Below are 14236 nucleotides of genomic sequence, written 5' to 3' on the forward strand. Positions count from 1 at the left end.
TCAATAACATAACAGGCGATATCGGCATTTCGAAAATACCTCATATAATGTAGAATCGCCCCCTTAAAGCAGCATTCAAATAAAGCATTAAGTAGGCCAAAGTGGAAACATTACACAACGAACTGAAACAACTAATCATCGACGCATTGAACCTTGAAGATATGAGTATTGATGAGATTGAAACGGAAGCTCCACTATTTGGTGATGGACTTGGACTAGATTCTATCGATGCCCTTGAGCTTGGCCTTGCTATCAAGAAAAAGTACAATATTGTTATTGATGCCGACGATTCAAACACTCGACAGCACTTTGCGTCAGTTGAAAATCTAGCGAACTACATCTCTTCTCAAACGAACAACTAGACAAATCTTTATGACACAAGCGAACCAACAAGAAGTATACAACCAAGTTAAAGATGCGCTTATTGAGCTGTTCGAGCTTGATGCGGAAGATATTACTCCTGAAGCACACCTTTATCTCGATCTAGACCTAGACAGCATTGATGCGGTTGATTTGGTCGTTCACCTACAGAACGTAACAGGTAAGAAGATCAAACCTGAAGAGTTCAAAGCAGTACGCACCGTGAATGACGTTGTCGAATCTGTGGTTGAACTATTGAAGGACGCCTAATGCGCCCTCTGCTGACTTTACTGTCGGCAATCATACTTTTTACTTATCCAATAGCGGTTTACTTTGGGCTCAACAAGTTTGGCTTACAAACCGTTGGAATTGCCTTGGCCGCTATCTTTGCTGTCCGCATTTTCACCGGCGGTCAGGCTAAAATCAAAGAGCTAAAACACTTAGCTTGGATCAGTGGAAGTGCCGGTATTGTTCTGCTGGCATTAGGATTAACCTTCAAGCAGCATGGCTGGCTAACCTATTACCCCGTGATCGTTAACGTTTGTATGCTGGTGGTATTCGCTTCGAGCCTTTGGCAACCACAAACGATTATCGAGCGTCTTGCTCGCCTTCAAGAGCCTGAACTTCCACAAAGTGGCGTTGATTACACACGAAAAGTCACCAAAGCTTGGTGTTTGTTCTTTGTTATCAATGGCTCTATTGCTCTTTACACCTGCTTCCAACCGCTAGAAGTATGGACCCTATACAATGGCTTACTCAGCTATTTATTCGCAGGGTTACTCTTTGCAGGAGAGTGGGTAGTAAGACAGCGCATTCGTCAGAGTTAAATTGTTATGACCCAAACCGTATCTTACACCTCGTTGTCTGAGCTTCTCAGCCAGGACAGAGCCCCTGAATCTATTGTTTGCTTTGACGACAACAGCGAGATTACGTGGCAAACATTTAACGACAACTTATCTCAACTCGTACAACTTTTGTCTTTATCCCCTTTTCAACGAGTCGCGATTTGTACCCAAGACAGCTACCTATTTGCGGTGGCCTTTTGGGCCAGTGCAGCAGCCAACAAACACATCATCTTACCGGGCAACTACCAGCCATGTGCGCTTGCTGAGTTAAGTGAACAATTTGATTACCTGCTAGTTGATGACTCGATTGGCGAAGTTGAGGTGAGTGACGTTCGCAATATCCAAACCTTATTGGACTCAAGCACCTCGTCAAAGCAACCTCTAATCGATAATCTCGCGACCATGGATTTGGCAGCCATCCAATTGACCCTGTTTACTTCAGGTTCAAGTGGCACACCCAAAGCGATAGATAAAACATTAGAACACCTAGATATTGAAACTGCTCAGCTAGATAAGAACTGGGGCGAATTGCTCAGGGGTAATCGAGTTCACAGTACGGTCTCGCACCAGCATATCTATGGTTTGTTGTTTCGAATCTTATGGCCGCTCTGTTCTGGCGTTCCATTTGCAAGAAACAACCTTGAGTACCCTGAACAGATTCTGTCTCACGCCAATAAAAACTGTGTGCTGATCAGCAGCCCTGCTCTGCTCAAACGATTAAAGCACGAAACAAAATCTGCACAGCTTGCTGGTGTGTTCTCTTCTGGTGGCCCATTACCGACTGAGTCTGCTCACCAATCACGAAGCCTGCTTGGTCATTTACCGATTGAAGTCTTTGGTAGCACAGAAACCGGTGGTATCGCATTTCGCCAACAAGAGAGTGCCCAAACACCTTGGCAGCTTTTTGACTGTATTGAGGCTAATCTCAACAGTGAGAATTGCATTAAGTTATTGTCGCCGTACATCGACAAAAACAACTGGTATCAAACCGCCGATGAGTGCGAAATGGTCTCGGATAATCAATTTGTATTGAAAGGCCGGACCGACCGAGTGATCAAGATAGAAGAAAAACGAGTATCACTGGTTGAAGTCGAAAAACGACTAGAGCAACTGCCTTGGATAAGTGAATGCGTGGTGATTCCATTTGAAGAGCCTGAACGCTTAATCTTGGCGTCGGTTTTGGTCTTATCAGATGAAGGCCAAGCCACTCTATCAACTATGAGTAAAGGTAAATTCTGGCTGATGCTGCGCACAGAGCTAAGAAAGTGGTTAGAGCCAATCGCTATCCCAAGAAAGTACCGTGTTGTCGATGAGATTCCCCTCAACAGCCAAGGTAAGCGATTAACATCTCACATAGAACAGCTAATAAAATCATAGAAACCGCTGATCGTATTTTACACTGAGATTATCTTTTTATATTTTTGTCAAAGAACCAATATTTGCCCAAGGATTCTAAGCACGCCCTATGGATAATAGAAAACCAACCGTCATTGCGGTAGACACTGTAGAAAATGAATCGACCCTGACACTTAATGTTAGCGGAGATATCACCGATTTTAAGGGACACTTCAAGAGCTTCCCAATTCTACCGGGCGTCACGCAAATTGATTGGGCACTTCATTACGCTGTCCAAGAGCTAAACGTCCCTGGTTTCTTTAAAGGCATGGAAGTCATCAAGTTCCAAGAGCCTATCCTGCCTGACGCTACAATTCAGCTATCACTCAAATGGGATGCTGACAAAAATAAGCTGAGCTTCAGTTACACCTCAAACAGCGGTGAACAGACCCACTCTTCAGGCAAAATGAAGCTGGGAGAGAAAAGTGAATAGCACTCCCGTCGAGGCTACTTCTCAGCACCAAACAAAAGAAAGCAGCTATAATGCTTGCTTCCTTATCCCGTGCTTTAACCATGGCGTAACCATGCCTGAAGTGGTGTCGTCACTCCATCATTTTGAGTTGCCGATCATCATCGTTGACGATGGCAGTGAGCTCGCGACCAAACAGTTTCTGACTCCTCTAGCGGAAAACTCACGCGTGACTTTGGTGACGCTTGAACAGAATCAAGGCAAAGGCGGCGCAGTAAAGGCTGGCATCAAGCGAGCGCAAGAGCTCGGCTTTAGTCATGCCATCCAGATTGATGCTGATGGGCAACACGACCTAGAAGCACTACCCGCATTAATCCAAACTTCGCAAGACAAACCTCAGCGCTTGATATCAGGTCAGCCTATCTACGATGACAGCGTGCCCAAGGCAAGGCTCTATGGGCGCTACGCGACACACATTTGGGTATGGATAGAAACCCTTTCTTTATCAATTAAAGACAGCATGTGTGGCTTTAGAGCGTATCCCATCCACCAAACTCAAACAGTGTTGAATAAGTACGATGTTGGTTCGAGAATGGACTTCGATATTGAGATTTTGGTTCGCCTGTATTGGGAAGGTTGTGACATCGACTTCGTTGAAACTCGGGTTATCTATCCTGAAAACGGCATCTCTCATTTCGATGCGTTGTGGGATAACGTCAAAATCAGTTGGATGCACACGCGACTGTTCTTCGGCATGCTGCCAAGAGCACCCAAGCTGATTGCTCGCCATTTCAAATCAACGTCTGCTGAAGATGGTCAAAAACAAGATTCATCGACTGGATCAAACAACAACGAGTCAGAACAACCCCATTGGTCTCGCACTCAAGAACGCGGCACCGTAATCGGCATCAAACTGCTGTTGGCGGTTTATACCCTATTAGGTCGTGGTGTATTTAACCTGATTTTGCGTGGTGTGATGCGTTACTACCACTTAACAGGCAAGCGCGCGCGAAACGCTTCTGAACAATACTTGTTTCAATTGAAAGCCTATGCGGAACAGCAAAATATAGAGTTACCCGCTGAATTAAACAGTTATAACCATCTGCTCTCGTTTGGTCATACTATGTTAGACAAGCTGGCGGCATGGAAAGGAGACTTTTCGGTCGATAACCTGACCATTCATGGTCAAGAGCAATTTGAGAGCATGGTGGAAAATAAGCAAGGTGTGCTGATTTTAGGTTCTCACCTAGGCAACATCGAATTGTGTCGCGCTTTAGGCCGCCGACACTCGAACATTAAAATCAACGCTCTGGTTTTCACTGAGCACGCTGAACGTTTTAATTCAGTAATGAAAGCAGTTAACCCGCAGTCTGATTTAAACCTGATTCAAGTGACATCGATGGGACCAGATACGGCTATCTTATTACAACAGAAGTTGGAGCAAGGAGAATGGATCGTAATTGTTGGCGATCGAACCTCCACCAGCAAAGAGAGCCGCTCGGTATGGGCAGAGTTCTTAGGTAAGGAAGCACCCTTCCCTCAAGGTCCATTTATGTTAGCCTCTGTGCTAAAAGCACCCGTATTTTTACTGTTTGGCCTACGTGATGACTCACGAACTAAGCCGCACTTTAATGTCTATTTCGAGCATTTTAGCGACAAAATAGAATTACCTAGAAAGACTCGCGAACAATCTTTACAGCAAGTCGTGCAGAAATACGCAAACCGACTTCAGCACTACACACTGCAAGCACCGCTTCAGTGGTACAACTTTTTTAATTTTTGGACACTGAGCAAGCACCATGACGAAAAAGAATCCAAATAGCATCAATTTTGGTGCCGAACGCCTCACGATTGAGGATGTTGTCGCTATTTCACAGGGCGCAAAAGCCTCGATGAACTCAAGTAACGAGTTCACATCTAAGATTGACCGAGGTGTCACTTTCTTAGAACGCCTGTTGAAAGAAGAAGGCGTGATTTATGGCGTGACAACGGGTTACGGAGATTCATGTACCGTAGCAATTCCACCAAACCTTGTTGATGAATTGCCATTGCATTTAACGCGCTTCCACGGTTGTGGCTTAGGTGAAATACTGTCTCATGAGCAAGCTCGTGCAGTATTAGCAACGCGTCTTTGTTCGTTGTCGCAAGGTGTCTCCGGTGTGACTCACGATCTGCTCAATCAAATCGTTACCCTGATCAACCAAGATATTTCACCGCGTATTCCGCAAGAAGGTTCTGTTGGTGCTAGTGGCGACTTGACGCCTCTCTCTTACTTAGCTGCAGCCCTGATCGGCGAGCGCGATGTTATCTACAAGGGTGAAGTTCGCCCAACCAGTGATGTCTACAAAGAGCTAGGCATTAACCCTATCAAACTCAAGCCAAAAGAAGGCTTAGCATTGATGAATGGTACATCAGTGATGACGGCACTGGCTTGTATCGCCTACAAACGCGCAGAATACCTAGCTCAGCTATCAACTAAGATCACCGCAATGGTATCTGTCGGCATGCATGGCAACGACTTCCACTTCGATGAAGCGCTATTTGCTGTTAAACCACATCCAGGCCAGCAGCAAGTTGCGGCATGGCTACGTGATGACCTGCAAGCCGACCGTCCACCACGTAACAGTGACCGCCTACAAGATCGTTACTCTCTGCGTTGTGCTCCGCATGTGATTGGTGTGGTTCAAGACTCTCTACCTTGGCTACGCCAAATGATCGAGAACGAACTAAACAGTGCTAACGACAACCCGATTATCGACGGTGACAACGAGCGCGTGCTGCACGGTGGACACTTCTACGGTGGTCATATCGCTATGGCGATGGATACGTTAAAAACTGCCGTAGCAAACCTTGCTGACCTGCTTGACCGTCAAATGGCTCAGCTGATGGACTACAAGTTCAACAACGGTTTGCCATTCAACCTAACGGGGGCTGAAGGCGAACGTAAGCCAATCAACCACGGCTTCAAGGCGGTACAGATTGGCGTTTCAGCTTGGACAGCAGAGGCATTGAAACACACCATGCCAGCAAGCGTGTTCTCTCGTTCAACAGAGTGTCACAACCAAGACAAAGTCAGCATGGGCACCATCGCAGCTCGTGACTGTTTACGCGTTCTAGAGCTAACCGAACAAGTGGCGGCAGCGTCACTTCTAGCGGGTACACAAGCGCTTGAGCTTCGTAAACGCCACAATGAGCTTGATGAGCACCACATGAGTGAGAACCTAAAGCATATTCGCGACGAAGTGCTTAAAGAGTTTGAATTTATCGTTGAAGACCGACCACTTGAAGGCGATCTACGCCACTTCATTGCTCGTATTCAAAGTCAGCACTGGTCACTTTACTCATAGAGTAGCTAACCCTTTACGCAATATGTTGAGAGCGATTTATGTCTGAAATCCTTCATCCATTACAATCTGAGGTGACTCTGATTACCTCATTCCAAGATGCCGACCCGATGGGCGTGATCTATCACGGTAATTACTTCCGATTTTTTGAAGAAGTAAGGCGCATCATGATGGATAAGATTGAGTACAACTACCATGAGATGAAGGACTCAGGCTACATGTGGCCGATCATCGACACGCGTGTAAAGTACATTAAGGCGATACCGTTCAATCATCAGATCAAGGTATCGGCTAAGTTGACTGAATGGGAAAACCGCCTGCGTGTTGACTACGAAATTCACGATGCCAACACAGGTGCTCGCATGACACGCGCCCACACAATGCAGGTTGCGGTGACCATTGAAGAACAAGAGATGTGCTTCGCTTCACCGAAAGTGTTTACAGATAAAGTCGAGCACTGGCACCAGTTTGGTTGCTTACCCCAATCAACTGAGCAACAACCAAGCGACCAACAATCAGACCAACCTCAAGTATCTAACACACAGCAGCAGGTGAAACATGAGTCTGTTTAAACGCAGTCGCAAACACATCAGCATCGCACTACTAGGGCTTGCCTCAATGATGGCGAGTAGTTTTGTTATTGCTAATGAAAGTACATCTACGGTTGGTTCTATTTCAGAGCTACAAACCGTGTTAAGCGCAAACAACATAGTGCGTGGTGAGTTCACCCAAACGCGCAACATGGAAATGTTCGCCCAACCTTTGACATCGCAAGGTACATTCCTGTTAGACAAATCAAGTGGCCTACTCTGGACACAAACAACGCCGTTTCCTGTGAGCTTAGTGCTCACTGATAATAAGTTGAGCCAAAGATTTGCCGATCAACCCGCGAAAATCATCACCGATAAAGAAAACCCAATGGCATTTTATTTCAGCCATATCTTCTTGTCAGTGTTTCATGGAGACACGCAAAAACTTCAAGAACAGTTCGCACTCGATTTTGAGCCCGAAACCACTACAAACACTGATGAAAGTGCAAACGCAAGTTCACAAGACACACGATGGACACTCACTCTAAAGCCGAAAAGTGCTCCGATGAACGCGGTGTTTGAAGCCATTACGCTGCAAGGTAAAAATGATATTGAACGTATTGAGTTGAGAGAGATTCGTGGAGACAGCACGGTGATCGAATTTAGCCAATTAAGCCATCTACCGGAAGTATTATCAGATGCTGAAGCGCAACAATTCCAACTCTAGTCTGGCCTTTGTTTGGCTTGTTATCGTAGTGCTATTTAGCGGATTGTTAATAAAACAATTCGCTTTTTCTTCGTCGGTACCGATTGAAAGCAACATTCTAAAGTTACTACCAGAAAACCAGCAAGACCCAATGGTAGAGCAAGCCTTTCAGCAAATATCCAGCTCGATGAGCGAGCAAGTAGTGTTTATCATCAGCGCCCCCGACATCGAAAAAGCCATGACAGCGGCTGACGCTTTTGAAAAAAAACTCAATCAAAGAACCTTCTCAAGCCAGCCAACTCTGTTTAAGCAAGTTCAAGGGAAAATCAACGCCAGCACTCAAAGCCAGTGGAGCGATTTCTATTTTCGTCACCGAGCTCAACTTCTGACCCAGCAACAAAAAGAGACGCTGACACACTCGCCGGATTCGCGAGCTCAATACGTCATTCAGTCTCTGTACAATCCGTTCTCAGGCGTGACTGCAGCCGAACTGTCGATGGATCCATTTCTACTATTTCGCGACTACATCAGTGCTGTTGGCGTTCAATCAAGTAACTTTGTTCTGAAAGAGGGATACCTCACCGCTCAATCTAATGAGCAAACTCATATTTTGGTGACGGCTACACTGGCTGGCTCGCCTTATAGCTTGGCGATTCAAGAGCAACTTCCCGATCTTGATTCAATTGAGCGCGAAGTCGAAAAACAATTTGACATCAAAGTGCAGCATACCGGTGTGGTGTTCTACGCCAATTACGGTACCGAAAGCGCGAAATCAGAAATCAGTACTATTGGTTTGGGCTCATTAGCCGGTGTTATTTTATTGGTGTGGTTGACGTTTCGTAGTGCCCTACCACTTGCCTTATCCTTACTTTCAATCAGTACCGGCTTATTGGTCGCGCTGGCAAGCACCGTCGCTATCTTCGGCAAGGTTCACCTATTTAGTTTGGTGTTCGGTGCCAGCTTGATTGGCGTATCCATCGACTACTCTTTCCATTACCTAACCGATCGTTTGGCGGCTGGTAATCAATGGCAAAGCGACAAAGGGTTGAAACATATTCTCGTTGCGATCACCTTGGGTCTGATCACCAGCTTGATTGGCTACCTAGGTCTGTTGGTGGCGCCTTTCCCAGGCTTACAGCAACTTGCTCTTTTTTCGTCGATTGGACTTATCGCAGCTTACGCCAGTGTGGTGTGTTGGTATCCGGTTTTAGCGGCAAAACCAAGCCAAGAGCGCCCACTTCCCCTGTCGAAGCTTTGGCATGCTTGGTTAAGTATCTGGAACAACCAAAAATTTAGAATTGGCTTACCATTAACGGTAACTGTCGTTAGCTTGATATCACTCAGTCAAGTTCGTTACGACGACGATATCCGCCAACTTCAGGCGATGCCAGAGCAACTAAAACAGCAAGAGCAAGCCATCACTGAGATATCAGGGCTAGGCAATGGTCAAAATATGCTCCTGGTGACCGCAAAGAGTGATCAAAAGCTACTCAAAAAACTGGCAGAAGTTACCACGAGCTTAGATTCCCTAGTCGATCGACAAGGTATCTCCGGATATCGTAGCATCAATCAGCACTTGTTAAGCAAGCAAGAACAACATGATAACTACCAATTGGTTGAACAACTCTATAACCAACAAAGCCATATCTTACAAAACACTTTAGGTTGGCCTAGCTTTCCAGAATTACCGAAGTTCGAAGCAATTACGGTATCTGGATTTTTGGGGTCTCCAGTCTCAGAGCCTGTTCGACCACTTTGGTTAAACCCAATCGACGGCCAAGCAGCATCGGTCATTTTGATCAAAGACGTCACAAACTCAGAGCTGTTCTCTCAATGGCTCGATTCAAGCTTTGCTCAGCAACAAGGTGTTAAATACCTCAATAAAGCCGATGAAATATCTGCTCTCTTTACGGAATACAGAGTCAAGATCACAGAGTTATTATTGATAGCGTTGGCGGCCATTGGGATGGTTTTAGGCTGGCGTTATGGTGTGAAGCAAAGCCTATTAATGCTGTTGCCTTCATTAATTGCAGGCGTAGCAGGTTTAGCGGTCACTGGCATTTTAGGTTCAACGTTGAACCTGTTTAATCTACTAGGCTTGATTCTGATTTTAGGGATTGGCATCGACTATACCTTGTTCTTTGCAGAACAGAGAAAATCGCTCAGTACCTTGCTCGCTATTAGCTTATCCGGCCTCACGACGCTGCTTTCGTTTGGCTTACTGTCGCTGAGTCAGACTCACGCCATTCATAGCTTCGGGGTGACGGTTCTGACAGGGATTTTTGTTGCGTGGCTTCTTTCCCCACTCGCGATCAACAGTGGCAAAAGCGTAGAACGACCAACCTCTCGAGAGGCTTATAGATGATCAAAACAATCAAGATAGCGCTCGCCGTTGGATTGGGCTTACTACTCAGCGCTTGTTCGATGGTGTCTCAACAGCCTACAGGCGCAAGTGTCGCAATCGACAAAGACACCGAGCTAGCCTTGCCGCTGCCTGCTGAACTGGGGTACTCATTTACAGCAAGCCAGCTGATCAGCGCAACATGGCAAGACGATACGCAGCAACTGCCTGTTCAAGTCGAAGTCACACCAGATAAAGTCGTGTTAGCGGGTTTTTCCTCTTGGGGAACGCGCATCTTATCGCTGCAATACCAAAATCAAGTGATTGATACGCAGGTTTTGTCTGGGCTTGGCGCAACTTTGCCACAGCCCGAACAGGTGTTATTTAACTTAATGTTGACCTTATGGCCGGCAGAAGCATGGGCTCAACCTCTACAAGGTATTGGCTGGCATTTGGTCGATACAGATAACAGCCGCATTGTATTTGATGACAAGAAGCAGGCAATCATCCGAATTGATTACCAAGCAGAACCGAATACACACAAAACTGCTGGCAACATTGTTTTCAAACATTTGACCCAAGGCTATACCATCACCATACAAACGTTGAACTCAACGATTGTTGATAACCCAAGTAAGAGTTGAACACTATGCCTATTTACATTCAAGACTGTGGTTTCCACTCAGCGCTAGGCTCAAGTATTACTGACATTCATGCCTGCCTAAAAGACGAACGTGAACCAAACATGGTTGAAGTGAGCGATATGCTGAACGACGGCAAACACACTGTCGTTGGCAAAATCGCAGGTGAGCTACCAGAGGTTCCATCCACCCTCGTGAAGTATGCCACTCGCAACAATCAGCTGGCGTTGTCAGCTCTCAACCAAATCAAAGATTCTATTGAACTTGCCAAGGCACAGTTTGGCGCAGACCGTATTGCTGTTGTTATCGGCACCAGCACCTCTGGGATCTCCGATGGTGAAGCGGCCTTCAAACAAAAACTGACAAACGGTGAGTTTCCAGAAGATTACCATTACTCAAAACAAGAGCTTGGTGACACTTCTGAGTTCGTTAGCCAATACTGCGCGTTAACGGGGCCAAACTATGTCATCTCTACGGCTTGCTCATCCAGCGGTCGCGTGTTTCTGACCGCCCAGCGCTTGTTAGATTCAGGCATGGCTGATGCCGTATTAGTAGGTGGTGTGGATACCTTGTGTAAGCTGACACTCAATGGTTTCCATGGTCTTGAAGCCCTTTCAACCAAACATTGTAAGCCATTTAGCGAATCTCGAGATGGCATCAATATTGGTGAAGCAGCAGCATTTATGTTGCTCAGTAAAACCAAGATCAAGCGTGTTCATTCTACTCAAAACACACCTCAAATTGCCCTATTAGGCTGTGGTGACAGCTCCGACGCACACCATATTTCAGCGCCCCACCCAGAAGGAAATGGCGCGGAACAAGCGATGAGAAAAGCGTTAGATTCTGCTCAATTACAAGCAGAAGAGATCGGTTATATAAATGCCCATGGCACCGCAACGCCACTCAATGATTCAATGGAAAGCAAAGCCATTCATCGTATTTTTGCAAACAAGGTTCCCGTTAGCTCAACCAAGCCGCTCACAGGGCATACTCTTGGAGCCGCAAGTGCGATAGAGGCTGCAATTGCATGGCATATTTTGAAATACGACTTACCGCTTCCCTTACAAAAATGTCAGGATAAAGCTGAAGATATTGAGATTGATTTGGTAAACTGTTCCCAGAAACTTAAAGTAAAGAATATCTTAAGCAACTCGTTTGCTTTTGGTGGTAACAACATTAGCCTGATTTTTGGTGTAGTAAATGACTGATATCCCTTCTGTAGACCAACTTCTTCCTCACGATGATCCGATGATATTAATCGATCGTGCTATCAGCGTAGAGGCGTTGTCGATCCACTGTCAGGTCGATATTGGTGACCATAATCTGTTCTTTAATGCCGAATCTCAAACGGTCCCAGCTTATGTTGGCATCGAGTTTATGGCGCAGTCTGTAGCGGCGTGGTCTGGATACCATGCAATCAAAAACGGCACCACTCCCCCTATCGGCTTCCTGCTCGGTTCTCGTCGCTACAAATCACTGTGTGATGAGTTTACTCAAGGTCAGACCCTTGACGTCTATGCCGAACAGCTTATGGAAGACAGTGGCATGGCCGTGTTTACTGCCAGAGTGGAAGACCAAGGCGAGTTGGTGGCTCAATGCCAGCTCAACGTCTACGTGCCGACCGAACAAAAATTACAAGAAATGAAAACTAGGAGCCCATCATGACCCGTCAGGTTTTAGTCACCGGTGCCAGCAAAGGCATTGGTAAAGCGATCGCTATTCAACTCGCGAAAGACGGATTTGAAATCGCCGTTCATTACATGGGTGACAAGCAAGGCGCTGAAGAGACATTGCAGTCGATCACCGAACTGGGTGGTGCTGGGCGTCTTATCCAATTTGATATCAGCAACCGCAGCGAATGTCGCAAAACGCTTGAGTCTGATATTGCTGAACATGGCGCTTACTATGGTGTAGTGAACAACGCAGGCATTACTCGCGACACTGCATTCCCTGCCATGACAGAAGAAGAGTGGGATGGCGTGATCCATACCAACCTAGACAGCTTCTACAACGTACTTCACCCTTGTGTAATGCCTATGGTCCAAAAGCGCAAAGGCGGCCGCATCGTCACTCTAGCGTCTGTATCAGGCATCATGGGTAACCGCGGACAAACTAACTATGCTGCAGCGAAAGCTGGTGTGATTGGCGCAACTAAGTCCCTTGCTCTAGAGCTAGCAAAACGCAAAATCACAGTAAACTGTGTCGCTCCAGGCTTAATCGATACCGGTATGGTTGACGAGCACGTGAAAGATCATGCACTTCCTCAAGTACCACTGCGCCGAATGGGTGAGCCGGAAGAAGTGGCAGGGCTAGTGAGTTACCTAATGTCTGATATTGCAGGCTACGTTACTCGCCAAGTGATTTCAGTAAACGGAGGCTTAGTATGACCCGCCGCGTTGTTGTAACCGGAATGTCTGGCGTTACCGCCTTTGGTAACGACTGGCAGCACATCGAGCCAAAGCTAAAGGCCTGTGAAAATGCGACTCAATATATGCCAAGCTTCGAGCAATATGACGGTCTCAACACTAAGCTTGCTGCGCCTATTGATGATTTCCAATTACCAAAACACTACAAGCGCAAGCAAGTACGTGGCATGGGGCGCGTATCACGCCTAGCCACTGTTGCTACTGAGAATGCATTGGAGCAAGCAGGCTTGATTGGCCATGATGTACTGACCAATGGCGAAACGGGTATTGCTTACGGCTCTTCAACCGGCAGTACCGATGCGGTTGGTGCGTTTGGTGTGATGCTGAATGAGAAGTCGACACGAGCAATCACAGCAACCACTTACGTTCAAATGATGCCACACACAGCTGCGGTAAACGTAGGTCTGTTCTTTGGACTGCGTGGCCGTGTGATTCCCACCAGCAGCGCTTGTACTTCTGGAAGCCAAGCCATTGGTTACGCCTATGAAGCAATTAAGCACGGCTACCAAACCGTGATGGTTGCCGGTGGTGGTGAAGAACTATGTCCAACTGAGTCTGCCGTTTTCGATACCCTTTTTGCTACCAGTTTAAAAAACGACACACCAGAAAAATCCCCTAGCCCTTACGACAGTGAGCGCGATGGCTTGGTTATCGGTGAAGGTGCTGGCACGCTTATTCTTGAAGAATATGAACATGCAGTCGCTCGTGGTGCAAAAATCTACGCTGAGATCATCGGTTTTGCCAGCAACTGCGATGCAGCCCATGTGACCCAACCTCAGATGGAAACCATGCAAATATGTATGGAGAAAGCACTAAGAGATGCACAGCTTCCTGCTGAGAAAATTGGCTATGTTTCTGCGCACGGAACGGCGACTGAAAAAGGTGATATTGCAGAGAGTAATGCGACGGCGAATATTTTCGGAGAAGTGCCAATCAGTTCATTGAAAAGCTACTTCGGCCATACGCTTGGCGCATGTGGTGCAATTGAAGCTTGGTTAAGCTTGGAGATGATGCATTCCGGCTGGTTCAGCCCAACCTTAAACCTTGAGAACATCGACGAACGCTGCGGCAAACTCGATTACATTACAGGTTCTGGTCGCGCATTGGATATTGAATATCTGATGAGCAACAACTTTGCCTTTGGTGGCATTAACACATCTATTATCTTCAAAAAGATTTAAGTTTATTTATTAGACAAAACTCAAGACAAATAAAAAGGGTCAGTAACCAAGTTACTGA

The 14236-nt window shown here is 46.3% G+C and carries 15 protein-coding genes; all 15 read left to right on the forward strand.

From position 1 onward, the window contains the following. The first annotated feature begins 101 nt into the window (after nucleotides 1–101). The 15 genes from FTW16_RS20800 to FTW16_RS20870 all read left to right on the forward strand — a co-directional run bounded on the left by FTW16_RS20800 (nucleotide 102) and on the right by FTW16_RS20870 (nucleotide 14178). The gene (locus FTW16_RS20800; protein ID WP_004736154.1) at nucleotides 102–362 is read left to right on the forward strand and encodes a phosphopantetheine-binding protein; all 261 of its coding nucleotides are present in this window, start codon (nucleotides 102–104) and stop codon (nucleotides 360–362) included. A gap of 10 nt (nucleotides 363–372) precedes the next feature. Further along, nucleotides 373–630 (forward strand): acyl carrier protein, encoded by a 258-nt coding sequence (locus tag FTW16_RS20805; RefSeq protein ID WP_004739745.1) that lies wholly within the window; start codon nucleotides 373–375, stop codon nucleotides 628–630. After that, the gene (locus tag FTW16_RS20810; RefSeq protein WP_146492332.1) at nucleotides 630–1187 is read left to right on the forward strand and encodes a septation protein IspZ; all 558 of its coding nucleotides are present in this window, start codon (nucleotides 630–632) and stop codon (nucleotides 1185–1187) included. The genes FTW16_RS20805 and FTW16_RS20810 overlap by 1 nt, the downstream gene beginning before the upstream one ends. A 6-nt stretch (nucleotides 1188–1193) precedes the next feature. Beyond that, nucleotides 1194–2582 (forward strand): AMP-binding protein, encoded by a 1389-nt coding sequence (locus tag FTW16_RS20815; RefSeq protein ID WP_146492333.1) that lies wholly within the window; start codon nucleotides 1194–1196, stop codon nucleotides 2580–2582. 88 nt (nucleotides 2583–2670) lie between these two features. Beyond that, nucleotides 2671–3033, forward strand: a complete 363-nt coding sequence (locus FTW16_RS20820) for a 3-hydroxyacyl-ACP dehydratase (protein WP_146492334.1) — start codon at nucleotides 2671–2673, stop codon at nucleotides 3031–3033. After that, nucleotides 3026–4831, forward strand: coding sequence for a glycosyltransferase family 2 protein (locus FTW16_RS20825; RefSeq protein ID WP_146492335.1), 1806 nt, complete (start codon nucleotides 3026–3028; stop codon nucleotides 4829–4831). Before FTW16_RS20820 ends, FTW16_RS20825 begins: the two co-directional genes overlap by 8 nt. After that, complete coding sequence (gene hutH / locus FTW16_RS20830; protein WP_146492336.1) at nucleotides 4809–6356, forward strand: histidine ammonia-lyase; 1548 nt, start codon at nucleotides 4809–4811, stop codon at nucleotides 6354–6356. The genes FTW16_RS20825 and hutH overlap by 23 nt, the downstream gene beginning before the upstream one ends. Before the next feature lie 38 nt (nucleotides 6357–6394). After that, complete coding sequence (locus FTW16_RS20835; RefSeq protein ID WP_017093402.1) at nucleotides 6395–6925, forward strand: acyl-CoA thioesterase; 531 nt, start codon at nucleotides 6395–6397, stop codon at nucleotides 6923–6925. Next, entirely contained in the window at nucleotides 6912–7610 is a 699-nt protein-coding gene (locus tag FTW16_RS20840; RefSeq protein ID WP_146492337.1) for a LolA family protein, read from the forward strand. The genes FTW16_RS20835 and FTW16_RS20840 overlap by 14 nt, the downstream gene beginning before the upstream one ends. Further along, entirely contained in the window at nucleotides 7582–9954 is a 2373-nt protein-coding gene (locus FTW16_RS20845; RefSeq protein WP_146492338.1) for an MMPL family transporter, read from the forward strand. The genes FTW16_RS20840 and FTW16_RS20845 overlap by 29 nt, the downstream gene beginning before the upstream one ends. Continuing rightward, the gene (locus tag FTW16_RS20850; protein ID WP_146492339.1) at nucleotides 9951–10574 is read left to right on the forward strand and encodes a DUF3261 domain-containing protein; all 624 of its coding nucleotides are present in this window, start codon (nucleotides 9951–9953) and stop codon (nucleotides 10572–10574) included. The genes FTW16_RS20845 and FTW16_RS20850 overlap by 4 nt, the downstream gene beginning before the upstream one ends. A 5-nt stretch (nucleotides 10575–10579) precedes the next feature. Further along, nucleotides 10580–11779, forward strand: a complete 1200-nt coding sequence (locus FTW16_RS20855) for a beta-ketoacyl-[acyl-carrier-protein] synthase family protein (RefSeq protein WP_146492340.1) — start codon at nucleotides 10580–10582, stop codon at nucleotides 11777–11779. Continuing rightward, a complete protein-coding gene (locus tag FTW16_RS20860; protein ID WP_146492341.1) occupies nucleotides 11772–12236 on the forward strand; it encodes a hotdog family protein in 465 nt (154 codons plus the stop codon). The genes FTW16_RS20855 and FTW16_RS20860 overlap by 8 nt, the downstream gene beginning before the upstream one ends. Beyond that, entirely contained in the window at nucleotides 12233–12958 is a 726-nt protein-coding gene (locus tag FTW16_RS20865) for a 3-ketoacyl-ACP reductase FabG2 (RefSeq protein ID WP_048659793.1), read from the forward strand. The genes FTW16_RS20860 and FTW16_RS20865 overlap by 4 nt, the downstream gene beginning before the upstream one ends. Next, nucleotides 12955–14178 (forward strand): beta-ketoacyl-ACP synthase, encoded by a 1224-nt coding sequence (locus FTW16_RS20870; protein ID WP_146492342.1) that lies wholly within the window; start codon nucleotides 12955–12957, stop codon nucleotides 14176–14178. Before FTW16_RS20865 ends, FTW16_RS20870 begins: the two co-directional genes overlap by 4 nt. Nucleotides 14179–14236 lie beyond the last annotated feature (58 nt).

Origin of the sequence: Vibrio sp. T20, from assembly GCF_007858795.1 — a bacterium.
Classification (GTDB): Bacteria; Pseudomonadota; Gammaproteobacteria; order Enterobacterales; family Vibrionaceae; genus Vibrio; species Vibrio satsumensis.